The organism is Terrirubrum flagellatum, from assembly GCF_022059845.1.
In the GTDB taxonomy this organism is placed as follows: Bacteria; Pseudomonadota; Alphaproteobacteria; order Rhizobiales; family Beijerinckiaceae; genus Terrirubrum; species Terrirubrum flagellatum.
The window spans coordinates 181964-208434 of sequence record NZ_CP091851.1; the positions used below are offsets into that span (position 1 = coordinate 181964).

Annotated in this window: 26 protein-coding genes; 18 read left to right on the top strand and 8 right to left on the bottom strand. The window is 64.4% G+C overall.

Features of this window, described 5'->3' with window-relative positions; all coding sequences use genetic code 11:
• Positions 1-48 precede the first annotated feature (48 nt).
• The gene (locus L8F45_RS00950; protein WP_342361017.1) at positions 49-936 is read right to left on the bottom strand and encodes a branched-chain amino acid aminotransferase; all 888 of its coding nucleotides are present in this window, start codon (positions 934-936) and stop codon (positions 49-51) included.
• A 215-nt stretch (positions 937-1151) separates the two neighbouring features.
• Here L8F45_RS00950 and L8F45_RS00955 point away from each other — a divergent pair, with 215 nt between their 5' ends.
• From L8F45_RS00955 to L8F45_RS00975, 5 genes are all read left to right on the top strand, one after another.
• Positions 1152-1613, top strand: coding sequence for a MarR family winged helix-turn-helix transcriptional regulator (locus L8F45_RS00955; RefSeq protein ID WP_342363334.1), 462 nt, complete (start codon positions 1152-1154; stop codon positions 1611-1613).
• Positions 1613-2341 (top strand): response regulator, encoded by a 729-nt coding sequence (locus L8F45_RS00960; protein WP_342361018.1) that lies wholly within the window; start codon positions 1613-1615, stop codon positions 2339-2341. Before L8F45_RS00955 ends, L8F45_RS00960 begins: the two co-directional genes overlap by 1 nt.
• Positions 2342-2358: 17 nt before the next feature.
• Positions 2359-3702 (top strand): ATP-binding protein, encoded by a 1344-nt coding sequence (locus tag L8F45_RS00965; RefSeq protein WP_342363335.1) that lies wholly within the window; start codon positions 2359-2361, stop codon positions 3700-3702.
• Positions 3703-3770: 68 nt separating this feature from the next.
• The gene (locus L8F45_RS00970; protein ID WP_342361019.1) at positions 3771-4481 is read left to right on the top strand and encodes an aspartate/glutamate racemase family protein; all 711 of its coding nucleotides are present in this window, start codon (positions 3771-3773) and stop codon (positions 4479-4481) included.
• Between the two features lie 20 nt (positions 4482-4501).
• Positions 4502-5899, top strand: coding sequence for a CoA transferase (locus L8F45_RS00975; RefSeq protein WP_342361020.1), 1398 nt, complete (start codon positions 4502-4504; stop codon positions 5897-5899).
• Between the two features lie 2 nt (positions 5900-5901).
• Here L8F45_RS00975 and L8F45_RS00980 read toward each other — a convergent pair whose 3' ends face one another.
• Complete coding sequence (locus L8F45_RS00980) at positions 5902-6546, bottom strand: nucleotidyltransferase family protein (RefSeq protein WP_342361021.1); 645 nt, start codon at positions 6544-6546, stop codon at positions 5902-5904.
• Positions 6543-6896: a tRNA-binding protein gene (locus L8F45_RS00985; protein WP_342361022.1), complete on the bottom strand. Its 354-nt coding sequence runs from the start codon at positions 6894-6896 to the stop codon at positions 6543-6545. The genes L8F45_RS00980 and L8F45_RS00985 overlap by 4 nt, the downstream gene beginning before the upstream one ends.
• 245 nt (positions 6897-7141) lie before the next feature.
• Between L8F45_RS00985 and L8F45_RS00990 the strand changes: the two genes are divergently transcribed.
• The 7 genes from L8F45_RS00990 (at position 7142) to L8F45_RS01020 (ending at position 13584) form a co-directional block, all read left to right on the top strand.
• Complete coding sequence (locus tag L8F45_RS00990) at positions 7142-7285, top strand: hypothetical protein (protein WP_342361023.1); 144 nt, start codon at positions 7142-7144, stop codon at positions 7283-7285.
• Positions 7286-7805: 520 nt separating this feature from the next.
• On the top strand, positions 7806-8405 hold the full coding sequence (locus L8F45_RS00995; RefSeq protein ID WP_342361024.1) for a CDP-alcohol phosphatidyltransferase family protein: 600 nt from the start codon (positions 7806-7808) through the stop codon (positions 8403-8405).
• A gap of 105 nt (positions 8406-8510) precedes the next feature.
• Positions 8511-10247, top strand: coding sequence for a bifunctional alpha/beta hydrolase/class I SAM-dependent methyltransferase (locus L8F45_RS01000; RefSeq protein ID WP_342363336.1), 1737 nt, complete (start codon positions 8511-8513; stop codon positions 10245-10247).
• On the top strand, positions 10244-11563 hold the full coding sequence (locus tag L8F45_RS01005; protein WP_342361025.1) for a phosphatase PAP2/dual specificity phosphatase family protein: 1320 nt from the start codon (positions 10244-10246) through the stop codon (positions 11561-11563). The genes L8F45_RS01000 and L8F45_RS01005 overlap by 4 nt, the downstream gene beginning before the upstream one ends.
• A complete protein-coding gene (locus L8F45_RS01010) occupies positions 11550-11999 on the top strand; it encodes a hypothetical protein (RefSeq protein ID WP_342361026.1) in 450 nt (149 codons plus the stop codon). Before L8F45_RS01005 ends, L8F45_RS01010 begins: the two co-directional genes overlap by 14 nt.
• The gene (locus tag L8F45_RS01015; RefSeq protein WP_425329973.1) at positions 11987-12646 is read left to right on the top strand and encodes a lysophospholipid acyltransferase family protein; all 660 of its coding nucleotides are present in this window, start codon (positions 11987-11989) and stop codon (positions 12644-12646) included. Before L8F45_RS01010 ends, L8F45_RS01015 begins: the two co-directional genes overlap by 13 nt.
• Positions 12643-13584, top strand: a complete 942-nt coding sequence (locus tag L8F45_RS01020) for a phosphatidate cytidylyltransferase (protein WP_342361027.1) — start codon at positions 12643-12645, stop codon at positions 13582-13584. The genes L8F45_RS01015 and L8F45_RS01020 overlap by 4 nt, the downstream gene beginning before the upstream one ends.
• A gap of 254 nt (positions 13585-13838) precedes the next feature.
• Here L8F45_RS01020 and L8F45_RS01025 read toward each other — a convergent pair whose 3' ends face one another.
• Positions 13839-14297 carry an Lrp/AsnC family transcriptional regulator gene (locus tag L8F45_RS01025; RefSeq protein ID WP_342361028.1) on the bottom strand — a complete coding sequence of 153 codons (459 nt, stop codon included), beginning with the start codon at positions 14295-14297 and terminating at the stop codon, positions 13839-13841.
• A 104-nt stretch (positions 14298-14401) separates the two neighbouring features.
• Between L8F45_RS01025 and phhA the strand changes: the two genes are divergently transcribed.
• The 3 genes from phhA (at position 14402) to L8F45_RS01040 (ending at position 16827) form a co-directional block, all read left to right on the top strand.
• Positions 14402-15316, top strand: coding sequence for a phenylalanine 4-monooxygenase (gene phhA, locus L8F45_RS01030; protein ID WP_342361029.1), 915 nt, complete (start codon positions 14402-14404; stop codon positions 15314-15316).
• Positions 15317-15323: 7 nt separating this feature from the next.
• The gene (locus L8F45_RS01035) at positions 15324-16016 is read left to right on the top strand and encodes an SDR family oxidoreductase (protein ID WP_342361030.1); all 693 of its coding nucleotides are present in this window, start codon (positions 15324-15326) and stop codon (positions 16014-16016) included.
• Between the two features lie 142 nt (positions 16017-16158).
• On the top strand, positions 16159-16827 hold the full coding sequence (locus tag L8F45_RS01040) for an LssY C-terminal domain-containing protein (protein ID WP_342361031.1): 669 nt from the start codon (positions 16159-16161) through the stop codon (positions 16825-16827).
• Between the two features lie 25 nt (positions 16828-16852).
• Here L8F45_RS01040 and ubiG read toward each other — a convergent pair whose 3' ends face one another.
• Entirely contained in the window at positions 16853-17605 is a 753-nt protein-coding gene (ubiG, locus tag L8F45_RS01045) for a bifunctional 2-polyprenyl-6-hydroxyphenol methylase/3-demethylubiquinol 3-O-methyltransferase UbiG (RefSeq protein ID WP_342361032.1), read from the bottom strand.
• A gap of 158 nt (positions 17606-17763) precedes the next feature.
• On the opposite strand from ubiG, the gene L8F45_RS01050 reads away from it, so the two are divergent.
• Both L8F45_RS01050 and L8F45_RS01055 read left to right on the top strand, forming a co-directional pair.
• Positions 17764-19035 (top strand): aspartate kinase, encoded by a 1272-nt coding sequence (locus tag L8F45_RS01050; protein ID WP_342361033.1) that lies wholly within the window; start codon positions 17764-17766, stop codon positions 19033-19035.
• A 334-nt stretch (positions 19036-19369) separates the two neighbouring features.
• Positions 19370-21817: a penicillin acylase family protein gene (locus tag L8F45_RS01055; protein ID WP_342361034.1), complete on the top strand. Its 2448-nt coding sequence runs from the start codon at positions 19370-19372 to the stop codon at positions 21815-21817.
• Positions 21818-22074: 257 nt separating this feature from the next.
• On the opposite strand, the gene L8F45_RS01060 is transcribed toward L8F45_RS01055, so the two are convergent.
• Positions 22075-23082, bottom strand: coding sequence for a heparan-alpha-glucosaminide N-acetyltransferase (locus L8F45_RS01060; protein WP_342361035.1), 1008 nt, complete (start codon positions 23080-23082; stop codon positions 22075-22077).
• Positions 23083-23185: 103 nt separating this feature from the next.
• Between L8F45_RS01060 and L8F45_RS01065 the strand changes: the two genes are divergently transcribed.
• Positions 23186-24607 (top strand): lipopolysaccharide biosynthesis protein, encoded by a 1422-nt coding sequence (locus L8F45_RS01065; protein ID WP_342361036.1) that lies wholly within the window; start codon positions 23186-23188, stop codon positions 24605-24607.
• A gap of 13 nt (positions 24608-24620) precedes the next feature.
• Here the strand turns inward: L8F45_RS01065 and L8F45_RS01070 are convergent, their stop codons facing one another.
• Positions 24621-25427 (bottom strand): inositol monophosphatase family protein, encoded by an 807-nt coding sequence (locus L8F45_RS01070; protein WP_342361037.1) that lies wholly within the window; start codon positions 25425-25427, stop codon positions 24621-24623.
• Between the two features lie 8 nt (positions 25428-25435).
• The gene (gene iolG, locus L8F45_RS01075; RefSeq protein WP_342361038.1) at positions 25436-26422 is read right to left on the bottom strand and encodes an inositol 2-dehydrogenase; all 987 of its coding nucleotides are present in this window, start codon (positions 26420-26422) and stop codon (positions 25436-25438) included.
• Positions 26423-26471 lie beyond the last annotated feature (49 nt).

Consider the following 26471-nt stretch of genomic DNA (forward strand, 5'->3'; position numbering starts at 1 on the left):
AAACGCCGGGCGACGGCCCGGCGTTCTGAATTCAGCTTGCGTTTTCCGTCAGGCGGCTTTCGCCTTCGGCCGGACCTCGGCGGAATAATCCTCGATCAGCGTGCGCGAGATGTTGCCCGGCGTGAATTTGTAGGGGCCGATCTCGGACACCGGCGTCACCTCGGCGGCGGTGCCGGTGATGAAGCATTCGTTGAAGGTCGCAAGCTCGTCCGGCATGATCCGGCGCTCGATCACGTCCATGCCGCGGCGCTTCGCAAGTTCGATCACCGTCTTGCGCGTGATGCCGTCAAGGAAGCAGTCGGCGATCGGCGTATGCACCGCGCCGTCCCTGGTGAAGAACACATTGGCGCCGGTGCATTCGGCGACGCGTCCCTGCCAGTCATACATCAGCGCGTCGGCGTAACCCTTCTTCTCCGCCTGATGCTTGGAGATGGTGCAGATCATATAGAGGCCGGCCGCCTTCGATTTCGACGGCGCCGTTGCCGGATCGGGACGGCGATACTGAGCGATGTCGAGACGGATGCCCTTCATCTTGGTCGCGATGTCGAACATGCTCGGCCAGACCCAGCTCGCGATGGCGACATGGATCTTGTTCTGCTGGGCGGCGACAGCCATCATTTCGGACCCGCGCCACGCCACCGGCCGGACATAGGCGTCGGGCTGGCCATTCTTCTCGACGACCAGCGCCTTGGCCCGATCGAGCTCGGCGACGGAGTAGGGGATCTCGAAATCGAGCAACTCAGCCGATTCCCGGAAACGCTGGGAATGCTCGGTCGACTTGAAGATCACCCCGCCATAGGCCCGCTCGCCCTCGAAGACGGACGAGCCGTAATGGAGGCCGTGGGTGAGCACATGCACCTTCGCGTCGCGCCAGGGCAGGATCTGCCCGTCCATCCAGATGTAACCGTCGCGATCGTCGAAGGGAATCAGGCTCATAACGCGCTCCCGGAAGTGATTTTAGTGGCGCCAGGGCTGTTTGGCGGGCACAATCGCGCCCAAACGACCAAAAGTTTCTCAGGCGTGCCTTGACGGGTAACAATCGCTCGGAGATATGTCAATATCACTGACATAAATTTCGGGCCGGACGGAGACGATCATTGGCGAGAGCGGCGCAGGCGGCGCATTCTGGCGAGGACGACGCCCCGGAGGAGATCGACTTCGCCCTGATTGAACTGTTCTTTTTCGCCTACCGGGATTTCGTGTCCGAACCGGACCGGATTCTGGCGCGGGACGGCTTCGGCCGCGCGCATCACCGGGTGATGCATTTCGTCAATCGGCATCCCGGCCTCACCATCGCCGAATTGCTCGACATCCTGAAGATCACCAAGCAAAGCCTGAACAGGGTGCTGAAGGACTTGATCGATCAGGGGCATATCGAGCAGCGGCCAGGCGACGTCGACCGCAGGCAGAGGCTGCTGTTCATGACGGAGCGCGGCGCGGCGCTCGCGCGCGAACTCGCCTCGATGCAGAATCGGCGCATCTCGGGCGCGCTTGCCTTGTCGCAATCCGGCGCCGACCGGATCGTCCGGCAATTCCTCTCGGCCATGGTTGATGCGGGCGAGCGCGACAAGGTGCGACGCGTCGTGGCCGGTGGAACGGGCGGAAAAATCTGATGTCGACAGCGCCCCAGGTCGCGACGCTCGATGACGACGCGCCGCATATTCTGGTCGTCGAGGACGACCGGCGGCTGCGCGAGCTTCTGGCGCGGTTGCTTGGTCAGCACGGCTTTCGCGTCAGCGCCGCCGCCAACGCCATGGAGGCGGAAGCGAAGATCGCCCATCTCGTCTTCGACTGTATCTTGCTCGACGTGATGATGCCGAAAGTGTCGGGCTTCGAATTCGCGCAGGCGCGCCGCGCCAATGGCGACCAAGTGCCGATCCTGATGCTGACGGCGCGCGCCGAGGCCAATGACCGCGTGAAGGGGCTCGAAGTCGGCGCGGACGACTATCTCACCAAGCCGTTCGAGCCGCGGGAACTCATCCTGCGCGTCACAAAGCTCATTCGCCGCGCCGCGCCGGTCGCCCATTCCGCGCCCGCGCCGGCGTCGCTTGAGACCGTGCGCTTCGGGCCGTTCTTCTACTGGCTCGATCGTGGCGAACTGCGCAATGGCGACGAGATCATCCGCGTCACCGAGCGCGAGCGCGACATCCTCAACATGCTGGCGCGCGCCGGCGGCGAGCCCGTGGCGCGTCAGGCGCTCGCAGGCGGCAACGCCGAGAATGAACGCACCATCGACGTGCAGATCAACCGGCTGCGCCGCAAGATCGAGAAGGACCCGGCGCATGCGCTGCTGCTGCAGACCGTGCGCGGCGTCGGCTACAGGCTGATGATCGATCGATGAACGCCGTCATCTTCCTGATGCGCGCGCCGCTCGAAATCTATGAGCGGATCGCGATCGCATTGCGGAAGGCGCTGCCGAAAGGCCTGTATGCGCGCTCGCTGCTGATCATCATCGTGCCGATGGTGCTGCTGCAGTCGGTCATCGCCTATGTCTTCATGGAGCGTCACTATCAACTTGTGACGCGTCGTCTGTCGCAGGCGGTGACGCAGGACATCGCCGCACTTATTGATCTCTATGCGGAGATGAAGTCGCCTGATAAGGCGGAGGCGCTGTCGCGCATCGCGCAGGAGCGGCTTAATCTCGAGGTCGACTTCCTGCCGCTTGCGCCCCTGCCGCCGCCGGGCCCGAAACCGTTTTTCTCCATCCTCGATCAGACGCTGTCGGAAGAAATCAGCCGGATGGTCAAGAGGCCGTTCTGGATCGACACGGTCGGTCGTTCGAGTTTCGTCGAGATCCGCGTCCAGCTCGAGCACGCGACCATGCGCGTCATCGCGCGTCGCAGCCAGACCTACGCGTCGAATTCGCATATCTTCATCGTCTGGATGGTGGGCGCGTCCTTCGTGCTGCTTGTCGTCGCCATCATCTTCCTGCGCAACCAGATCAGGCCGATCCTGAAACTCGCGGAGGCGGCGGAGAGCTTCGGCAAGGGCCGTGAAATCGCATTTCGCCCGCGCGGGGCACGCGAGGTGCGCAACGCCGGCCGCGCCTTCCTCGAAATGAAGATGCGCATCGAGCGCGCGATCGAGCAGCGCACGGCGATGCTGAACGGCGTCAGCCACGATCTGCGCACCATCCTCACTCGCTTCAAGCTGTCGCTCGCGCTGTTGCCGCCGACGCCCGAAACGCAAGAGTTGAAGCGCGACACCGACGAGATGGGGCAGATGCTCGAAGCCTATCTCGCCTTTGCGCGCGGCGACGCCGGCGAAGCCTCTTCGCCAACCGACATTCGCGCGCTGCTGGAGGAACTGAAGCTCGACGCCGAGCGGCAGGGCCATGTCACGGCGATCGAAATTTCCGGCGACCCCACCGTCGTCGTCAGGCCGACCGCGTTCAAGCGTCTGCTGTCGAATCTCGTCGGCAACGCGGCGCGCCATGGCGACCGCATCGCGATCAACGCGGCTCACGCCGGCCGCTGGCTGACGGTCACCATCGACGATGACGGGCCCGGCATTCCCGCCGACAAGCGCGACGATGTGTTCAAGCCGTTCTATCGGCTGGACGAGTCGCGCAATCAGGATGAAGGCGGATCGGGGCTCGGTCTCGCCATCGCGCGCGACATCGCGCGCGGCCATGGCGGCGACATCGTCCTGGCGGAATCGCCGCTTGGCGGTTTGCGCGCATCGGTGCGCGTGCCGGCTTAAACATCACATCTGCGGCTGGACGCGCGCTTCCGCGCCCTTATTGTGCGCGGGTCGGACGGATGACGCCCATGCCCCAGCATATCGGAATCGTGGCCTGCTCGGCCGAAGGCGCCGCATTGTGCTATCGCACGATCTGCGCCGAAGGCGCCGCGATTCTCGGGGCCCATGCGCATCCCGAAATCTCGATGCATACGCCGTCGCTCGCCGCCACGATGGATTGCATCTATCGCGGCGACTGGCGCGCCGTCGGCGAGATCATGCTCGCGCAGGCGAACAAGCTTGCCGCGATCGGCGCCGATTTCCTGATCTGCCCCGACAACACCATTCATCAGGCGCTGCCTTTCATCGAGGCGCGCTCGCCGCTGCCCTGGCTGCACATCGCCGACGCGGTGGCGGGCGAGGCCGTCGCGCGCGGCTACAGGCGCATCGGACTCACCGGCACGCGCTGGCTCGTGGAGAGCGAGGTCTACCCCGAAAAGCTCAAGGCGCATGGCCTCGACTTCGTCAGACCGGGCGCGGACGAACGCGAGGAGATCAATCGCATCATCATGGATGAGCTGGTCTATGGCGTGTGCAAGCCTGACGCGATCGCCGCGTTCCAGCGCATCATCGCGCGGCTGAGGGATCAGGGTTGCGACGCGGTAGCGCTCGTCTGCACGGAAATTCCGCTGATCATGAATGACGGCAACTCGCCTCTGCCGACGCTCGATTCGACACGCCTGCTCGCGCGGGCCGCGTTACGGCGCGCCACCGCGCGCGAGCCTGTCCCCGCGGGCTGAAGCTTCATCGGGAGCGTCGCATGGACAGCGTCGACTTCCTTCTTGTCGATCTCTGGTCGCAGGCCGGCGGCGATCCCGCGGCGCTCGAACGTCTCAGGCTGACGGGCGAAGAGCCGTCGCTTCCTTCAAGCTTTCGCGTCGGCGCGGTCGCGCAGACCACGATCGCGGCCGCCGCGCTCGCCGCCGCGGAGGTTCATCATCAGCGTGGCGCCGCGCGGCAGGATGTCTCCGTCGACATGCGGCATGCGTCGATCGAATTTCGCAGCGAGCGTTATTTCAGCGTCGATGGCGCGCCCGCGCCAGAGTTGTGGGACATGATCGCCGGCGTCTATCGCTGCGGCGACGGGCGCTGGGTCAGGCTGCACACGAATTTTCCGCATCACCGCGACGGCGTGCTCGCGCTCCTGAATTGCGTCTATGACAAGGGCGCAGTGGCGCAGGCGCTATCGAAATGGAAAGCGGAAGAGTTCGAGGCCGCGGCGGCGGAGCGCAAGCTCGTCGTCGCGATGATGCGCTCGTTCGAGGAGTGGGACGCGCATCCCCACGACGTTGCGCTCGCCGGCCTGCCGCTTTTTTCGCTTGAACGCATCGGCGACGCGCCGCCCGAGACGCGGGCTTCCAGCGCGCGTCCTCTCTCCGGCGTTCGCGTGCTTGAACTGACACGCATCATCGCGGGGCCCGTCTGCGGCCGCACGCTGGCGGTGCATGGCGCTGACGTGATGCTCGTCACCGCGCCGCATCTTCCGTCGATCGACGCGCTCGCGATGGACACCGGTCGCGGCAAGCTCGCGACCTCGCTCGATCTTCGCGATCCGCTCCAGCGCGAGAGCTTCGCCAGGCTGGTTCGCGGCGCCGATATCATCGTGCAGGGCTATCGGCCCGGCGGCCTCGCCGATCTTGGCTTCGGACCCGAGGAGTGCGCAAAGCTCAGGCCGGGGATCATCTATGTCTCGCTCTCCGCCTACAGCCATGACGGGCCGTGGGCCGATCGGCGTGGATTTGATTCGCTCGTGCAGACGGCGACGGGATTCAATCACGCCGAGGCGGAGGCGGCCGGATCGACTTCGCCAAAGCCTCTGCCATGTCAGGCGCTCGATCACGGCACAGGCTATCTCATGGCCTTCGTCGCGATGATGGCGCTCGCGCGTCGCGCCCGCGAAGGCGGCTCCTGGCATGCGCGCCTGTCGCTCGCGCAGACTGCGCGCTGGATGCGCGGGCTTGGCCGCCTCGATAACGGATTGAGCGCGCCCGAGCCTTCGGATCGCGAAGTGAACGCGCAGCTCGAAACGACGCCGTCAGGCTTCGGCACGCTGACCGCGACTCGGCATGCCGCCATGATGTCGGCGACGCAAGCGAAATGGGAGCGGCCGAGCGTGCCGCTCGGTTTTCACGCGCCGCAATGGCCGGAACGCGCGTAGGCTTACCACCATTCGACCGTGACCATCGGCCAGATCGCTTGGCATCGCTTCGCCTTCGCGTCATGAGTCGGCCCGTTCGGCAGCGATCGGTTGGGCCGCAGATGCATCGCAAATATGTCGCGCAGGCCATAGGGCGCGACGACATCGATGCGATCGCCCTCTGTAAGGCGCACGCCAATCGCATGCGTTGTCGAGGCGTAACGCGTCGGCGCTTCCGCCGCGCTGGCGAGCGGCGGCACGGCGTAGCCGAAGCGTTGCTCGAACCAGAGATGCACGCGCGCCTGATTGCGGACCTCGAGATTGAGCCCGAGCGACGCGCCGGCCTCTTCAACGCGCCGGATCACGCGGTCTTCCGCTTCATAGGAGAGATCGGACGGATCGAAATAGCCGATGTCGTAATCCTTCACGCCGGTTCGCCGGGGATAGCAGGCGATGACGTTCCAGATCGTCTGATAGATGCAGCCGCCGCAGAGCCACCCGTCCGGCAATTCAAGATCGCGAATGAGGCGGAGCGCCGCCATCAGATCGGGATCGTCGCGGACAATCTGTCCGACCGCCTCGATCTGCTCGGTCAGAGGCGCCGCCGCCAGAGCGCGCCAGCGCTGAGGGATTTGCTCGCCGAACAGCGCGGGGGCCAGTGCGCTCAATAGAGCCGCCCGCCGATCGGAACCTCGCGATCCGGCCCGATCAGCATCACCTCGCCATTAACGTCGGGAACGCCAAGCGTCAGCACCTGGGACATGAAGGGACCGATCTGGCGCGGCGGGAAATTCACCACCGCCAGCACCTGCTTGCCGACGAGGCTTTCGCGCGGATGATTCTTCACGATCTGCGCCGATGATTTCTTCACGCCGATCTCGGGTCCGAAATCGATCGTCAGCTTGATCGCCGGCTTGCGCGCCTCCGGAAAATCCTCGGCGGCGATCACCACGCCGACGCGGATATCGACTTTCAGGAAATCGTCGAAGGAGATCGTGGCCGGCTTTGGCGAGGTCATGGCTTGTCCTGAAAGGCGACTCAAATCGGCGGCGGCGCGCCGACGCGCTTATCGACCACAGCGCGGCGATATGCTAGATTCGACCCATGCGTTGGGCGATCTCTTTCTTCGCAGTCGCAGCAATTTCAGCGCCGCTCACAGCCGTCGCTCAGGATCAGCCGCGGCGCGAATGGCCGTCGCATTCCCAGCGCTGGATGCCGAACAATCCGGACTGCACATGTCGCGCTCAAGGGCGGGATTTCGGCATGGGCGAAAAGATCTGCCTTGGCGGCCGCGTCGCGACCTGCGGCATGACGCTCAACAATACGAGCTGGAACGTGACCGATACGCCCTGCACGGTTTCCGAGGCGCCCGGCGGCCAGTCCTTCCGGACGATGGCCTCGCGCTGATCGCGCCACGCTTCAGGCGTTCTCTTTCCTCCAAATGAAAACCGCCGCCAGGAGTGGGACCTGACGGCGGTGAAACTTTATGCCTCGTTTTGTTGTGACGCTGGAACTCAGACAACCCCCAGAATGATCGCCGTCAGAAAACCAAAAGCGGCGCACATCGCGAGATATTCGAGCCTTAGCGTTACACTCATTCAGTCACCTCTCTGTTGGGGTGAGTAACCCAAGTCTGTCGAACAGGTTCCATCGTGACAAGCGGAATCGTCGCTGCTTTGCAAAACAGAATTCAGTTGACGAAAATGATTCCGAATTTCAGCGCTTTGCTTTGCGTGCTCGGCGAATTGCCGGTTTTCGGGAATGGTTGCGCGGACAACCAATCCGACAAGATTCCTGTTTTTGGCCGGCTTTTCATCGAGTTTTAAGGGCTGGGAAAACCAGCCGGCGACCATGGCTCGATGAGTTTCCGATTGGGAAAGGCCGAAGCGGCCTTGAAAAGCGTCCCGGCGCCGGCCAAGACCCGCTTGTGACGCTCTACGCCCTCAAGCCACGATTCCAGGCGCTCCTGCGCCCGTTGGTGAAACGGCTCGCGCAAGCTGGCGTCACCGCCAATCAGATCACGCTGCTCGCCGGTGCGCTCTCGCTGCTGCTGGGCGCCATTCTTTGCGCCTGGCCGGAGCGGCGTGGGCTGTTCCTGTTGCTGCCGCTCTGGCTGTTGCTTCGGATGGCCTTCAACGCCGTCGACGGGATGCTGGCGCGCGAATTCGGGCAGAAGAGCCGCCTTGGCGGCTATCTCAACGAGCTTTGCGATGTCGCAGCCGACGCCGCGCTCATCGCGCCTTTCGCTTTCGTTGCGCCCTTCAACCCCATCTGGATCGCAGCGGTGATTCTTCTCGCCGCGCTGTCGGAATATGCCGGCGTCATGGGGCCGCTGATCGGCGCCTCACGGCGCTATGACGGGCCGTTCGGCAAGAGCGACCGTGCGCTGGTTTTCGGCGCGCTCGGCATCTGGGCAGGCGCGAGCCCGTCGCTGCCGGAATGGGCGGGCTGGATGGCGCCCGTCATGGCGGCGTTGCTCGTCTGGACCATCCTCAATCGCGTGCGGGGCGGACTCGGCGAGCTCTGACAAGGTGCGGCAGCGCACGCCTTTGCCGTAAGGCCCGGATTAGCGGCACAATGATATGCCAGCGCGCCAGCGCCTGGCGGGGGGAATGTGCGCGTGACGCGAGAGATGAAGGAATTGAGCTTCCAGACCCATGACGGGGTGGAGCTCTTTTATCGCTATTGGCCCGCCGTTAGCGCAAGCCCGCGCGGCGCGATCCTGCTCTTCCATCGCGGCCATGAGCATGGCGGGCGCATGGCGCATCTGGTCGATGAACTCGACCTTTCCGATTTCGCCTTCTACGCTTGGGATGCGCGCGGCCATGGCCGCTCGCCGGGCGAGCGCGGTTATTCCCCTTCCTTCGGCGCAAGCGTGCGCGACGTGCAGACTTTCGCCGATCATATCGCGGCGACGGACGGTTTCGCCATCGAGGATATGGCCGTCATCGCGCAATCGGTCGGCGCGGTGCTCGTCTCGACCTGGGCGCATGACTATGCGCCGCGCATCCGCGCCATGGTGCTCGCCTCGCCGGCCTTCTCGGTGAAGCTCTATGTTCCCTTCGCGCGCGAAGGCCTGAAGCTGCAGCAGAAGCTGCGCGGCAACTTCTTCGTCAATTCCTATGTGAAGGCGCGCTTCCTCACCCATGATCCCGAACGCCGCGCCACCTATGATTCCGATCCGCTGATCTCGCGGCCGATCTCGGTCAACATCCTGCTCGATCTCTATGACGCGGCGGAGCGCGTGGTGAAGGATGCGCGCGCCATCACCATTCCGACGCAGCTGCTCATTTCGGGTTCGGACTTCGTGGTGCGCCATGCGCCGCAGCACGAATTCTTCGTCAATCTGGGAACGCCTGTGAAGGAGCGGCATGTGCTGCCTGGATTCTTCCACGACACGCTTGGCGAATTCGGGCGCGGCGTTGCAGTGGCGCAGGCGCGGCGCTTTCTTCTCGAACGTTTCGACGCGCCGCTCGATCGGCCTGATCTTAAAAACGCGCATCTCCAGGGCTATACGCGCGACGAGGCGGATCGTCTGGCGTCGCCTCTGCCGGCGCTATCGCCGCGCGGACTCTATTGGACGGCCTATCGCGCCAATCTGAGACTGGGCGCGCTGACGTCGGAAGGCATTGCGCTTGGCCGGCGCACCGGATTCGATTCCGGCTCGACGCTCGATTACGTCTATCGCAACGAGGCGAAAGGTCTCGGTCCGCTCGGCCGCATGGTCGACCGCACCTATCTCGACGCGATCGGCTGGCGCGGCATCCGCCAGCGCAAGATCAATGTCGAGGAGCTGATCCGGATTGCGCTGCAGAAGCTTGCTGCGAAAGGCCTGCCGCGCCGCGTGATGGACGTCGCCGCGGGCCATGGCCGCTATGTGCTGGAGGCGCTGACCGAGGGCGTCGACAGGCCGGATGCGATTCTGCTGCGCGATTATTCCGATCTCAATGTCGAGGGCGGGCGCAAGCTGATCGCGGAGAAAGGGCTTTCCGACATCGCCCGCTTCGAGAAAGCCGACGCGTTCGATCGCGACAGCATCGCGAATGCGGAGCCGCATCCGACGCTCGGCGTCGTCTCTGGCCTCTATGAATTGTTCCCGGACAACGCGCTGATCAGGCGCTCGCTCGACGGATTGTCCGCCGCGATCCCGGCGGGCGGTTATCTCGTCTATACCGGCCAGCCCTGGCATCCCCAGCTTGAGATGATTGCGCGCGCGCTCACCTCGCATCGTCAGGGCGAAGCCTGGGTGATGCGCCGCCGCACGCAGGAAGAGATGGACCAGCTTGTCGCCGCCGCAGGCTTCCGCAAGATCACGCAACGGATCGATGAATGGGGCGTGTTCACCGTGTCGTTGGCGGAGCGCGCGTGAAAGACCTTGCCGCCGGTGTGGAGAGGCGGCCCATCGGCCGCGCCTTCGTCTGGCTCGCCGCGCTCGGCGTCTTCTTCTATGCGAGCTATGGCCTCGCCAACTGGCTTGCGACCTTGCGCGCGCATGTGCCGTCGATCGTGTTCTCGTGGGAGCGCAGCGTTCCGTTCATCGCCTGGACGATCATTCCGTACTGGACGACGAATCTCTTCTACAGCCTGTCCTTCTTCATCTGCCGCAATCGTCGCGAGCTTGATGCGCATGGCAGAAGGCTTCTGACCGCGCAGATCATCGCGGTGACCTGCTTCATCCTGTTGCCGCTGAAATTCTCATGGCCGAAGCCTGATACGGACGGGATCGCCGGATTCTTCTTCGAGACGCTTGGCGCCTTCGACAAGCCGTTCAATCAGGCGCCTTCGCTGCATGTGGCGCTGTCGATTGCGCTGTTCTCGCTCTACGCCCGCATCCTGCCGCGCTGGGCGACGATCGCGCTCTCAGCCTGGTTCGTTCTCGTCGTCGCGTCTGTCATGACGACCTTCCAGCATCATTTCATCGATATCCCGACCGGCGCGCTGCTCGGCCTGTTCTGCATCTGGCTCTGGCCGCTCGAGGGCGGCGCGCGTCTCACCGGCTGGCAGGTCACGCATGACGCGCGACGGCGCACGCTCGCCTTGCGCTACATGATCGCGGCGGCGTTCTTCGCCGCAGCCGGGCTTGCGTTGCATGGCGGCTGGCTCTGGCTTCTCTGGCCGGCCTTCGCCTTTCTCGGCGTGTCCGCCGCCTATCTCGCGTTGGGTCCTGCTTTGTTCGACAAGACACCGGACGGGCGCATCGGCTGGCCTGTGCGGCTGATGCTCGCGCCTTATCTCATCGGCGCCTGGATCAATTCGCGGCTCTGGACGATCGGAACGCCGCGCGCTGTCGCTGTCGCCGATGGCGTCTTTCTCGGGCGGTTTCCGTCGCGCCGCGATCTCGAAGCGTTCGGCGAGGTGGTCGATCTCACCAGCGAATTGTCGCGGCCGCGCTTCGCAGGCGTGTGGACGAGCCTTCCCATGCTTGATCTCGCCGCGCCGCCGGCTGATCGTCTGCGCGCGGCGGCGCGCGTGATCGAATCCGCGCGCGCTCAGAGATCGACGCTCGTCTGCTGCGCGCTGGGTTATGGCCGCAGCGTGCTCGCCGTCGCTGTCTGGCTCACGCGCACCGGGCGCGCCGATACGCTCGATGCGGCGATCGCGATGCTGCGCGCGAAGCGGCCGCGCCTGTCGATCCATCCGGATCAATTGCGCGCGGCGCGAGAGGCGGTCGATGGCGACCGCTGAAGGACCCGACGACGTTTGGATCGCATCGATCACGGCGGCGCTGCTGGCGCGCGGACGCATGATCCACGGCGCCGCGATGGGCGTGACGGCGGCGACGCTGGTGATCGCGCTTCTGACGGGCGGCGTCTCCGCGCGTCTTTCGCTTGCGTCGCTGGCCGCCGCAGCGGTTTTCTTCTGCGCCGCCTTGGAATTCTGGCTGGCGGCGCGGGTCGCGTTCGACGCCGAGCTCTTCGCCGCTCTCGCGCGCCGCAATGATCTCGCGGGATTTGATCGCGCCATGACGACGCTGGGATTGATGAAATCAGGCAAGACGGGGCGCGCCATGGCGGAGCGCGCGCAAGGCGCCCGCCGTCTGCTCCGGATGCAGGCGCTCGCATTCGTCGCGTTGCTCGTCGTCGCGATCGGCGGCTGGATCCTGATCGCATGGCGGCTGTGACGTCGCTGATTTCAAATGCGGCGGCGCGGATTGTCGCCATGGGGGCGGTCGGGCTTGCGCGCTTCATCACCGGCGTCCGGCCGGACTGGCGCGGCTGCCGGCCCGAAGCGAAGCAGCGCGTCTATTTCGCCAATCACGCCAGCCATGGCGATTTCGTGCTGATCTGGACGGTGCTGCCCGAAGCATTGCGGCGCGCGACGCGGCCTGTCGCCGCGCAGGACTATTGGGGCGGCAATGGCCTGCGCGGCTTCATCGGGCGTTCAGTCTTCAACGCGGTGCTGATCGAGCGCACGCCGTCGCAGGACAAGCCGCATCCGCTGGAAGTGCTCAAGGCGGCGCTGGCGGACGGCTGCTCGCTGATCTTTTTCCCCGAGGGCACGCGCAACACCACCGACGAGGCCTTGCTGCCATTCAAGAACGGCCTCTATCATCTCGCGGTTGCGCGGCCGGAGGCCGAATTCGTGCCTGTCTGGATCGACAACCTGTCGCGCGTGATGCCGAAGGGCCAATATCTGCCGATCCCGCTTCTGTGCAGCGTCGCGTTCGGACCGCCGATGCGGCTTGAGCCCGGCGAATCCAGAGAATCCTTTCTCGCCTGCGCGCGCGCAGCGCTGCTGGCGTTGCGCCCGCCCGGACAGCCGGCATGAACGCGCCTCCGGAAATGCTGTGGCTGTCGTTCGGCGTCGCGGGCGTGCTCATCGTCGCGACCATCGTCGGCAAGACGCTCGCCTGGCGCGCGGGCGAATGCGCCAATCCCGTCATCGACAATCTCAACCAGCGCATTTTCGCCTGGTGGGTGATGGTGGCGCTGATGGCGGTCGCCTTCGTCTTCGGCAAGACCGGCGTGGTGCTGCTGTTCGGCTTCGCCTCCTTCGCGGCGCTACGCGAATTCCTGACGCTGACGCCGACGCGGCAGGGCGATCACTGGGCGCTGCTCGCGGCTTTCTTCCTCGCGCTGCCGATCCAGTACGCGCTGATCTGGTGGGAATGGTACGGGCTCTATTCGATCTTCATTCCCGTCTATGCGTTCCTCATCCTGCCGATCATTTCGGTTCTGAGCGGCGACGCCACGCGGTTTCTCGAACGCATCGCCTTCGTGCAATGGGCGCTGATGATCTCGGTGTTCTGCGTCAGCCATGCGCCGGCGATCCTGACGCTTCCGATCCCGGGCTTCGAGGGCAAGCAGCTTCTGCTGATCGCATTTCTGGTGATCGTCGTGCAGGGCTCGGACGTACTGCAATATGTGTTCGGCAAGCTTCTGGGAAAGCGCAAGGTCGCGCCCAACGTCTCGCCATCAAAGACATGGGAGGGGCTGATCGGCGGCGTCGCCAGCGCAACCGCGCTTGGCGCGGCGTTGTGGTGGATCACGCCATTCAAGCCGTGGCAGGCGGCGGCGATGTCGTTCGTGATCTGCGTGATGGGTTTTCTCGGCGGGCTCGTGATGTCGGCGATCAAGCGCGACCGCGGCGTCAAGGATTGGGGCCGCCTGATCGAAGGCCATGGCGGCATGCTCGACCGGCTCGACAGCGTGATCTTCGCCGCGCCGGTGTTCTTCCACCTCACGCGCTACTGGTTCACGCCTTAGGTCGCATCGCAAATTTCACCATGATGCGCTCTCCGTCCCCGGAACGGTGAAGCGAAACGAAGTTGAGCGGAACCGTGTCCGGGGTCCAGCGAAAGACTCGCGAGCAAAGCGAGCGCAATAGTTAGAATCGAAGTGCGCCTGCGGCGCGACTCTTTTGCTGGGCCCCGGACGCCATTCCATTCGCTTCGCTCTTTGCATGGCTCCGGGGACGGAACGCGCGCGATCGGGCAGATGGATGTGGAAGCCGACCGAAATCATATCGGCAGAACCGTCGTATATTTGAGCTGCCTCAACGCGACGTTCGACGAGGCGGACGCGACGCTCGGCTGCGCCAACAGACGGTGCATGAGGAAATCCTCGAACGCTCCGACATCGGCGGCGCGCACGATCAGGACATAATCGTGCGGCCCGGTGACCGAAAAACATTCGAGGATGTTCGGCTGGTCGCGCGTGAAGCGCTCGAAGGCGTCACGATTCTCCGTGGTGTGATTGCGCAGATTGACATGCACGAAGACGCAGACGCTCAGGCCCACCTTCGCGGGATCAAGAAGCGTGACGCGTCCGGCGATGACGCCGGCCTCTTCGAAATCGCGCACGCGGCGCCACAGCGTCGATTGCGAGAGGTTGAGCTTCTCCGCGAGATCCTTCAGCGACGCAGCCCCGTCCTGTTGCAGCGCAGCAAGAATCTGACGGTCTGATTCCGACAGGGACATGGAGTGATCTTTCAGATTTCGGCCAGGATTGAATAACTCTCTTCAAAATTCTTGGGCGGCGCGGCCATTCTGGCAAGCAATTTCGCACGACGAGGCGCACGCTCGTGGCAGCCGTCAATCTCAGGGAGGCCGCCATGGTCGCCGCCGTCGCCACGTCGGACGAAGTCCGCAATCGTTACGCCAACGCGCCGAAGAAGGATGATTTCACCATCGATCAGGATTGGGGCTCCTACAGCGCCGCCGAACATGATCGCTGGAACCGGCTGTTCGCGCGCCAGTCGAAAATACTCGAAGGCCGCGCCTGCGACGCGTTCCTCGCCGCGCTGAAGAAACTCAAGCTGTCGGAGTCAGGCATTCCCGATTTTGAAGTTTTGAGCGATCGCCTGTCGGCGCTCACGGGATGGAGCGTCGTTCCCGTCGCGGGGCTCGTGCCTGACGAAACTTTCTTCGATCATCTCGCCAACAGGCGCTTTCCCGCCGGCGCCTTCATCCGATCCGAACGCGAGATGGACTATCTCGAAGAGCCCGACATCTTCCATGACGTGTTCGGCCATGTGCCGCTGCTCGCCGAGCCGACCTATGCGACTTTCCTTGAGGAGTATGGCAAGGGCGGCGCGCGTGCGATGAAGCTCGGCCAATTGCATAATCTGGCGCGGCTCTACTGGTACACTGTCGAATTCGGGCTGATGCGCACGGCTCAGGGCCGGCGTATCTTCGGCGCCGGGATTATGTCGTCGCCGGCGGAGACGGTGTTCTCGCTCAAAGATGATTCGCCGAACCGCGTCGCGTTCAATCTTGAACGCGTCATGCGCACGAAATACATCATTGACGATTTCCAGCAGACCTATTTCGTCATCGACAGCTTCGAAGCTCTGGTCGACGAATGCATGCGGGATTTCGGCGATCTCTATGCGCGCCTCAAGGCGAAGCCTGACATAGAGGCCCACGAGATCGTGGACGGAGACAAGGTTCTCACGCGCGGCTCGATGCGCTATTTCAAGGCTCGCAACAAAGCGTGAGGATCAGATGGGTCAGGCGGTCGCGATCACCGGAGCGTCGGGGCATCTCGGACAAGCGACCGCCGCCGCGTTTCGCGCCGCGGGCTGGACGACGGTTCTCGTCGGGCGCTCGCTCGACAGCCTTGGCGGTCCGACTGCGGAGGCGGGCGTCGTGAAGATCGCGGTCGATTTCGCCAATGAGGAGGCGATGCGATCGGCATTCGATGAAGCCGCGGAGAGGCTCGGCGGAATCGACGCGCTCTGCTGCATCGCTGGCGCCTTCGCCATGAGCGAACCCGTGCATGAGATGTCGCGCGCGACGCTCGACAGGATGATCGATGGCAACGCCGGCACGATGATGGCGGCCGTGCGCGCGGCTGCGCCCGGCATGATCGCGCGCGGCAAGGGCGCGATCGTCACGGTCGGCGCCGTTTCGGCGCAGCGCGGCGGGGCGGAAATGGGCGCCTACGCCGCGGCGAAGAGCATGGTGATGCGGCTGACCGAATCCATGGCGGCCGAGCTCGGGCCGCAGGGAATCCGCATCAATTGCATCCTGCCAGCGATCATCGACACGCCCGACAATCGCGCGGCGATGCCGAAGGTCGATCCGGGCAAATGGACGTCGACCGAAGACATCGCACATGTCGTGCGCTTTCTCTGTTCGGATGATTCGCGCGCCATTCACGGCGCAATGATTCCGGTGAGCGCGGCGCAGCGCTGATCATATTCGCGCTGTTGGGCGCAAGCGGCTCGACGACGGCTACGTCCGCGCGCAATCTGCTGCCATGGTCGAGCCAACGAGCCGCGATATTCCGAGAGGGAAGCGAAGCGCGCTTCGCCGCGCGGTGGTCGCGAGTATTTTCGTGTTGGCGGCGTATGTCCTGCTCGCCTATCTCCTGCTGCCATTCGAATGGCTGCGGCGCGAGCGCGCCGCGGATGCGATCCTGCCGCCGATGGTGACGCAGACCGCGCAAGGAATCCCCGGCGATCCCCTGAATATCGGCGTCGCAGGCTCGCAGGCCGAACTGCTCGAAGCCATGAAGGCGGCCGGCTGGTCTCCGGCCGATCCCGTCACGCTCAGATCAAGTCTCGAAATCGCCGGCAGCGTGGTTCTCGATCGGCCATACAGGGATGCGCCCGTCAGCGCGCTTTTCTATGAAGGCAAGCGCGAAGCGTTGGCTTTCGAAAAGCTGGAGGGAAGCAGCGCCGATCGCCGTCATCATGTGCGCTTCTGGAAATTGGACAAGACGGGTGAAAATGATCGGCCCTTCTGGCTTGGCGCCGTCACGTTCGATCGCGGCGTCGGATTCAGCCGCTACACCGGCCAGATCACACATCACATCGCGCCCGATATCGACGCCGAGCGCGATGCATTGGTCGCGAGCCTCACGGCGGCCGGCATGGTTCAGAAAAGCTGCGTCATGCCAGGGCGCGGCGCGACGCAGCGGGCGCTGAACGGCGAGGGCGATCCCTATTTCACCGACGGCGAAATCCGCGTTGTTGTTCTGAAAGTCGCCCTGCCATCGAGGTGAAGCGCCGCGCGTCTTTTCGATGCGCTCAAGCGCGCGTCGCGCTCATGAGATAATTCACGCCAGCGTCGCGCGAGAGCCGCCAGCTATCGCCGAGGGGATTATAGACCATTCCTGCTGGTTCCGAGGCGGTGAGGCCGCCGGCCGCGATCGCATCCGCGAGTTCGCGCGGCGTGACGAATTTCTCCCAGTCATGGGTGCCGCGCGGCAGCCAGCGCAGCACATATTCGGCGCCAACGATGGCGAGCGCGAAGCTCCTGAGCGTGCGGTTCAGTGTCGACATGATGAGCAGCCCGTCCGGCGCGACGGCCTTGCAGCAGGCCGCGACAAAAGCCTTCACGTCGACCACATGCTCGACGACTTCCGACGCGATCACGAGATCGAAACGCTCGCCGGCGGCGACCACGTCCTCGACGCTTTCGCCGCGATAGTCGATGGCGAGGCCGGCCTCGGCCGCATGGCGTTTCGCGATGGCGATATTGGTTGGCGCGGGATCGATGCCGACAACCCTGGCGCCCAGCCGCGCCAGCGGCTCCGACAGCAGTCCGCCGCCGCAACCGATATCGAGCGCGCGGCGGCCGGCGAGCGGGGTGAGGGAGGCGGCCTCGGCGCCGAAGGTCTTGATCACGGCGTCCCTGATAAAGGCGAGCCGCGTCGGGTTGAGCTTGTGCAGCGGCGCCATGCTCCCCTTGGGGTTCCACCAGTCCGCGGCCATCCGGTCGAATTTCGCGACTTCGGACGGATCGATCGAGGCGGCGGGCGGGGAAACGGCGGCGTTCATTGCGATTCCTGGGGTCCCGGCGCATTCATTGACACCTATGGACGCCCCCGCCATATAGCGCGCGCCGGAGCCGCGGGGCGCCCCCTTGGCGCTGTTTTTGGCCCGGTTCGCCGCCTCTTTGCGGGCGGCCTTGTCGATTGGGCAGGTGCTGTTTCTCCATGGCGCGTCTGGTGATGAAGTTCGGCGGCACGTCTGTCGCCACGGTCGAGCGCATCAAGAACGTCGCCCGTCACGTCAAACGCGAGGTCGACGCCGGCCATGACGTGGCTGTGGTCGTGTCCGCCATGTCGGGCAAGACCAACGAACTCGTCGGCTGGGTGAAGGACGCCGGCGCCAATCCGGCCGCCAACCACGAATTCATCAACATCCACGACCAGAGCGAATATGACGTCGTGGTCGCTTCCGGCGAACAGGTGACGTCGGGTCTTCTCGCCGTAACGCTCAACGCCATGGGCATCCCGGCGCGCTCCTGGCAGGGCTGGCAGATTCCGATCATGACCAGCGACGCGCATGGCTCGGCGCGCATTCAGGACGTGAACGGCGCCAAGCTGATCGAGGGATTCGAGACGCGCCGCGAGGTCGCAGTCGTCTCCGGCTTCCAGGGCGTGCATGAGCCGACAGGCCGCATCTCGACGCTTGGCCGCGGCGGCTCCGACACGTCGGCGGTGGCGATCGCGGCGGCGATCAAGGCCGAACGCTGCGACATCTACACCGACGTCGATGGCGTCTACACCACCGATCCGCGCATCGTTCCGAGAGCGCGTCGTCTCGACAAGGTGTCGTTCGAAGAGATGCTGGAGATGGCGTCGCTGGGATCGAAGGTGCTGCAGGTGCGCTCTGTCGAGATCGCGATGACGCAGCGCGTTCCCACCTATGTCAGGTCAAGTTTCGATGATCCGGCCGCGCCCAATCCCGGCACGCTGATCTGCGATGAGGAAGACATCATGGAGAAAGAGGTCGTCACCGGCATCGCCTATTCCAAGGACGAGGCCCAGATCACGCTGCGCCGCGTGGCCGACAAGCCCGGCGTCGCGTCCGCGATCTTCGGCCCGCTCGCCGACGCCAACATCAATGTCGACATGATCATCCAGGTCGTGTCCGATGACGAGACCACGACCGACATCACCTTCACCGTGCCGACCGCCGATTTCGAGCGCGCGAAGACGATCCTCAGCGGCCTCGTCGACAAGATCGGCTACGCCAAGATGACGGGCTCGACGGATGTGGTGAAGGTGTCGGCGATCGGCGTCGGCATGCGCAGTCATGCCGGCGTCGCGGCGAAGGCGTTCCGTGCGCTTGCAGAAAAGGGAATCAACATCCGCGCCATCACGACATCTGAAATCAAATTCTCGGTGCTGATCGATTCCGCCTATACCGAGCTTGCGGTGCGCACGCTGCATTCGCTCTACGGACTCGACAAGGCGGCGTAAATCGCCTCGCGCATCGCGAGCGTCATTTCGATATGCGCCTCTCCGTCCCCGGATTCATGAAACGAGGCTTGAAGCCGAGTGAAATGAAGTCCGGGGCCCAGCGAAAGAATCGCGAGCAGCGCGAGCGCATCTTTTAAAAGCAATGAGCCGCGCCTGCGGCGCGCAGTTCTTTCGCCGGCCCCGGACATGCCTCCGCCCAACTGCGTTTCGCTGCGCCATTCCGGGGACGGCGCTGCACATCCGAAATAGCGAGCAGCACAGCGCCGCCCTGTCTTCTCCGACGCGCGCCTGCTACGGTCCGAATCGGGGGAGCGGTTGAGGAGCGCAATGCGGCATGATCCGCTGGTTGAAACGCCTCGCGCGCGTCGCCTTTTTGCTTGTGTTTATTTTTGCCGGCGTCGCGGCAGTCATTGTCTCTCGTTCATTGCCGCGCGAGCAGGGCGTCGTGACGCTTGCGAGCGCAAGCGAGCAGCCGCTCATCTCCGCTGACGTTTCGGTCCGGCGCGACGGCGCCGGCGTTCCCCACATCAAGGCGAAATCGCGTGAAGACGCCTATTTCGCGCTCGGTTTTGTCCATGCGCAGGATCGTCTGTGGCAGCTTGAGATGAATCGGCGCATCGCGTCGGGCGAGCTCTCCGAAATTCTCGGCGAGTCCGCTTTGCCGACAGACAAATTCATTCGCACGCTCGGCGTGCCGCGCGCGGCGGAAAAGCAATATGCGAAACTGCCGGCGGATGCGCGCGCCGCGCTGCAGGCCTACGCCGCCGGCGTCAACGCCTATATCGATCAGGAGATGGGATCGCCGCCGGTCGAATTCTGGCTCACGCGCTCGCAGCCCGGACATTGGCGACCGACCGACAGCGTCGCGTGGCTGATCATCATGGCGCTCGATCTCGGCGGCAATTTCAACCAGGAGCTGATGCGCACCGCGCTCGCGCGCACGATGACCACAGCCGAAATCTGGCAGGTCATGCCGCCTTTCGCGAGTGATCCGGTTCCCGAAAGCGCTGACTGGGCCGCGCTCTATCGCGATCTTGGAATCTACAGAAAAGATGCGAAACAGGCGACGCTGCCGACACAGATTTCGCCGTTCCTCAGCGCCGGCGTCGAAGGTCTCGGCTCCAACAACTGGGTCGTGTCAGGCGCGCGCAGCGAAAGCGGCAAGCCGCTGCTCGCGAATGATCCACATCTCGGCCTCAGCGTTCCCGCGATCTGGCATGTGGCGCATCTCGAAGCGCCTGATCTCGACGTGATCGGCGCGGCGCTGCCGGGCGTTCCCGGCGTTGTGCTCGGCCGCAACCGCCGCATCGCCTGGGGCTTCACTAACACCGGCCCTGACGTGCAGGACCTCTACATCGAACAGATCGATGCAAGCGATGCGAAACGCTATCGCACGGCGGATGGTTTCGCCGCCTTCGAGACGCGCAAGGAGATCATCAAGGTCAAGGGTCAGGCCGATATTTCGCTCGATGTGCGCATGACGCCGCGCGGCCCTGTTGTGACTGACGTGCTGCCGGGAGTCGCCGACTATCTCGATGTCAATCGTTATCAACTCTCGCTGCGCTGGACGGCGCTTGACGATGACAATTCTTCTTTCCTCGCGATCGAGGGGCTGGCGCGCGCGAAGAATGTCGCGGAGGCGCGCGAAGCGCTGAAATTTCATGTTGCGCCGGCGCAGAATGTGGTGATCGCCGATGTCGATGGCGCCATCGGTTTCATCGCCGCCGGCCGCATTCCAATCCGGAAGCCTGAGAATGATCTGAAGGGTTTGGCGCCGGCGCCGGGATGGGACGCCAGATATGACTGGGCTGGCTTCATTCCTTTTGACGAATTGCCGCAAGCGATGAATCCGGCCGAAGGGATGATCGCGACCGCCAACCAGCGCATTCACGCGCCCGACTATCCGCATCCGCTGACCTATGACTGGACGGCGCCGGATCGCTACAACAGGATCATGCAATTGCTCGGCTCGCGCGAGAAGCACACTGTCGCGAGTTTCCGCGCCATGCAGTCCGATGTGCGTTCGCTTGCCGCAGAACGATTGCTTCCACGATTCCGCGCGGCGGAGACGGCGTCTTCCCATCGGCTTGCTGCTGCGGCGCGCACTGCGACGAAGAATTTCGATGGCGAGATGATTGCGGACGCGGCCGGCCCGCTCATCCTTTCGGCCTTCGCCGATCAGTTCGCGCGCGCGGCTTTCCTCGACAAGACGCCGGCGCCGGTTGCAAACGGCTATGGCGGCATCATGCGCGATTTCCGCGTCGCGCTCGATCGTGCGCTTCAGCAGAATGACAGTTCGTGGTGCGACGATCCCAGGACGCCGCAACGCGAAACATGCGATGATCTCGCCGAGATCGCTTATGATCGCGCGCTTGACGATCTCTCACGCCTCTATGGTGATGACGTCGCGAACTGGCGCTGGGGCGTCGCTCATGCCGCGCGCTCGGAGCATCGGCCGCTCGGGCGCGTTCCCTTCCTCGCGCGCTTTTTCGATATCGTCGTCCCGACCGGCGGCGACGCCTACACGATCAATGTCGGGCGGCTCAATCTCAATGACCGCGCCGCGCCCTTCATGAACCGGCATGCGGCGTCCCTGCGCGCGATCTATGATCTCAATGATCTCGAAAGCTCGCGCTTCGTCTATCAGACCGGGCAGAGCGGCAATGTGTTCTCGCGTCGCTATCGCGATTTCAGCGAGCGCTGGGCGCGGGTGGAGGATCTGCCGCTGGCGATGGAGCCGGCGGGATCCGTGCAGGAGCTGACGCTACGCGTTACGCATTGAAGCTGTTCAGCGTGACGCGCTTGAATGTCGCTTCGCGAGTCTTTCGCTGGGCCCCGGACTTCATTCCGCTTGGGCTTCGCCCTCGCTGCATGAATCCGGGGACAGAGACAGCTTCGGCGTCAACAAAAGAGTCTCTCGTCGTCCCCGGAACGGTGCAGCGAAACAAAGTGAAGCGGAACCGTGTCCGGGGCCCAGCGAAAGACTTCGCGAAGCGACTTTAGTTTTGCCCGTTTCGGCAATGCTTCGCGCCCGGCGCTTCAATTCGTCTTCGCCGTCGACGCGCAGGAGCGGGTGAGGTCGATGATCTTCGATTGATCCTCCGCAGGCACGCGATCCTGAAGAATGGCGCGCCAATAGGGCGTCGGTTTCAGCTTTGTCATGGCGCAGCCGCAATAATTCTTGCAGGACGGCGCGTCGCCGCCGCTCGTGCGGCAGGTCTGCTCGCAGGCGGAAACAAAGGTCGCGGCTTCATCGTCAGTCGAAGCGCGCTGCGGCGGCGATGATGGCGCGAAGGGATAGAGCGCCGCCATCAGCACGAGTTGATGGGCGAGATAGATCACGAGGCTCCAGCGCCCCATGCTGACGAGCAGACGCGCCGGCGGCGATGCCGAGCGCCAGTTCGCTATCGCATCGCGCAGCGACGCAAAGGCGTCGCCCTCGAGAACGACGCGCGCCAGCGCATATCCCGCGAAGACGAATCCGGCCCAGGGCGCGAGCGGCACATGATCGACGGCGGGAATGTTGCGATCGCCGAAGCCAAACCATGTCCACGCCGCGCCGTTGAACATGGGCGAAGTGAAGAAAGCCGGCGCCGCAAGCAGGATCGCAGCGACTGCGATTGACGCGAGAACAGGCCAGCGCAGGAATGGCACGATCAGCACGCTGGCGACCGTGATGCAGTGAAGGATGCCGAACAGCACCGGCGCTTCCGGCATGGCGACGAGCGTGCCCGCCGTCACCAGAGCCGCAGCGCCGCCGACTATGATGAGGCGTCTGAGATAGCGGCCGCGGTCGAGCTCGCCGCGCGCCGCCAGCGCAAAGCCGACGCCGACAAGGCCCAGGAACGACGCCGCGATGACGTGAGCGAACATCGCCCAGCCGGGATGGCGCGGCACGTCGACCGAAGTCAGGCCGTACCAGGAAAGATCCCAACTGAAATGGTAAATGATCATGGCGACGAGCGCCGCGCCGCGCGCCAGATCGACCAGCGGCCAGCGGGCCGGCGCAAGCGGCTTCACGTCCTGAATCGGGGCGGTCTGGTCCATTCCGGGAGAGTCGCTGAGACAATTGGCAATATCGGGCAACAGTCATTCACCCTTTGGCTCGCAAAAGCTAGCCTTAACAAATCTTTGCCGATAACCGAGCGGAATGCTTCTGCGCCAGACGCTGCTTTATCTGCCAGCCCAACTCATCGGGCCATTTGCGCTGTTCGTCGCAGCCGTGGTCTGGACGCATCTTTTGCCGCCCGGCGCCTACGGCACGCTGATGCTCGTCATGGCCGCACAGGAGCTGATCTTCGGCTTCGGCCTCGCCTGGCTGTCGCTCACCGTGCTGCGCTATCGCGACAGTTTCGAGCGCGGCGAGGGCGCGGCGCGATTCCGTCGCGCGGAAGCGGCGATGCTTTACGGTTCGATTCTGCTGCAGGCGCTCGCCGTCGTCGTCATCCTGCCCTTCTTCGATCGGCCGACGCCGCAGCTCATTGGCGTCGCGGCGGTGTTCATCGTCTCGCGTTCGCTGCTCAATCACCTCGCGGAGCGCGCGCGCGCTGGCGGCGAGATCATGTGGTACACGATCGCGCAAACGAGCGGGCCGCTCGTCGGCTTCCTGCTCTCACTGCTGCTGACGAAATGGTTCGGCGCCTCGCCGGCTGTCGCGCTCTCCGGCTACGCCATCGTGCAGATGATCGTTCTGCCATTCGTCTGGCTGCGCGCCGGCGCGGTGTTCAAGCCCGCCATGCCGACGCGCGAACTTGTCGAACCGTTGAAACGCTACGGCATGCCGCTCCTGCTCTCGAGCGTCGGAAGCTGGGTGGCGATGAACGGCATCAGGCTCGTCGTCGACAAGATGCAGGGCGAGACCGCGCTTGGCCTCATGTCTGTCGGCTGGGGGCTTGGCCAGCGCCTCGCATCGACGGTCGCGATGCTCGTCACCGCGGCTGCATTCCCGATGGCGGTGAAGGCGTTCAACGCCGGCGACCGGGACGGCGCCATGGATCAGCTCGCGCAGAATGGCGTGCTGCTGATTTCGCTGCTGGCGCCGACATTTGCCGGCCTTCAACTCGTCGATGACGAGCTGGTGAAATTCATGATCGCGCAGCCCTACTGGCGCGAGACGATTGCGATCCTGCCGCTGGCTGTCCTCTCCGGCGTGGTGCGCAATGTGCGCGTCCATTACGCCGACCAGGTCTATCTCCTCTATGAGAAGACCAACTGGCTGCTGGTCATCACCGCCACGGAGGCCGTGGCCACGCTCGTCGGCGCGGCTGTCGGCGCGAGCCTCAATGGCGTGGTCGGCGCGGTCACCGGCGCGCTCATCGCGCATATCGTCACGGCGATCGTCGTCTTCGCCCATGGCATGATGACGCTCGGCCTGCGCATCCGCTGGTTCGATCTCGCGCGCATCGGCGTCGCGACGATCGCCATGTCCTTCGTCGTCTCGCTCGTTACGATGGATGGCTCGCTGTGGCGGCTCGTCTTCGCCATCGCGCTCGGCGTCGCGATCTATAGCGCGGCGCTGATGGCGCTGTTTCCGGAGATGATCGGCAAATTGCGCCGCGCCGTCGCATTCTGACGGCGCGCCTGACTTACGCAGGCTTCAGTAATGAGCTTCGGCTCAGCGCCATCGCATCGGCGAGCGTTTCGGCCAGATCAGGCGTCGCGACGAGAATCGGATTGCCCTTCGTGAGCCCATCGCCGGCGAAGAAGTCGTTGATCACGGCGCCGGCCTCGCGCGCGATGACCACGCCGGCGGCCACGTCCCATGAATTGATGTGCAATTCGAGATAGGCGTCGGTGCGGCCGTCCGCGGCATAGCACATGCCGAGAGCGCCCGACGCCGAACGCTTCGGCTGCGCGCCGCTCGAAAACACCTTGTGCAGGAGATCGATATAGCTCGCGTAAGGCAGGCGCGCCGACCAGCCGACCTCAATCGTCGCGCGGCCCATGTCCTTTTCGCCCGACGTCCGGATCGCCTTGCCGTTGCGCCGCGCGCCGCCGCCGCGCACGGCCTCGTAAAGCTCTTCCATCACCGGCATGAAGATCACGCCGATTTCGGGAATCCCCTTGCGCAGGAAGCCGATCGAGACGCACCAGTGCGGATTGTCCCTCGCGAAATTCGACGTGCCGTCGATCGGATCGATGATCCAGAGATTTTCCGCATTCTCGCCGCCGGCCTCCTCGCCCATCACGCCGTCGCCGGGAAAGGCTTCAGCGATCCGCTCGCGAAAGCGTTGCTCGACGGCGCCGTCGGCGGCGGTGAGGAAATCCTGCGCGCCCTTCATCGACACCGCGAGCTTCTCGCGATTGGAATAATAATCCAGCGCCAGCGCGCCGAGTTCGCGCGCGACGCCGATGGCGGCGAGATGGCGGCGGGCGATTTCAGAATCGGTCATTGCAGCGCTCACAGCTTCACCGGCTTGCCGCTCTGCGACGCTTTCGTCGCGGCGTCGGCGAGCAATTGCGCGCGCAAACCGTCTTCGCCCGAAGGCGAGGGCGCCTTGCCCTTCTCCACCGCGGCGAGAAACGCGTCGAGTTCGGCGCGATAGGCGGCGGCGTAGCGCTCAAGGAAGAAAGGCAGCACGGGATCGCCGGAGAAGCCGTTCGCGTTGGCGAGTTCCACCGTGGTCGGGAATACGTTGCCGGCGCGCAGCAGGCCCTTTGCGCCATGGATCTCGATGCGCTGATCATAGCCATAGGTCGCGCGGCGCGAGCAGGAGATCTGCGCGATCTTGCCGGACGCCGTCTTGAGAAGAACGGCGGCGGTGTCGACGTCGCCAGCCTCGCCGATCTTCTTGTCGACGAGGCTCGATCCGACCGCATGCACCTCGACCGGCTCCTCGCCCAGGAGGAAGCGCGCCATGTCGAGATCGTGGATCATCATGTCGCGATAGAGGCCGCCCGAGCGCGCGACATATTCCGCCGGCGGCGGCGAGGGATCACGCGAGATGATGGTGACGAGTTCGACCGCGCCGATCTCGCCTTTGGCGACGCGCGCCTTCAGCGTCGCGAAATTCGGGTCGAAGCGCCTGTTGAAGCCGATCATCAGCGGCTGACCCGCCTTCTCCACGGTCTTCAGACATTTGACGATGCGGGCGGAGCTTAGATCGACCGGCTTCTCGCAGAACACCGCCTTGCCCGCCTTCACCGCCTTCTCGATGAAGTCGGCGTGCGTGTCGGTCGGCGAGCAGATCATCACGGCGTCAATCGCCTTGTCGGCGATGATGGCGTCGAGGCTTTCGGCCTTCGCGCCCAGCTCCTTCGCCAGCGCCTGCGCGGCCTTGGGGATCGCGTCGGTGATGGCCGCCAGCGTCGCACCGGCATGGGAGGCGACATTGCCGCCATGGATGCGGCCGATGCGGCCGGCCCCGATCAGGCCAATCGAAACCATTTCGTCCTCCCCATGACCCCCGCCGATCCGCTACATCGGTCAGGCGGCG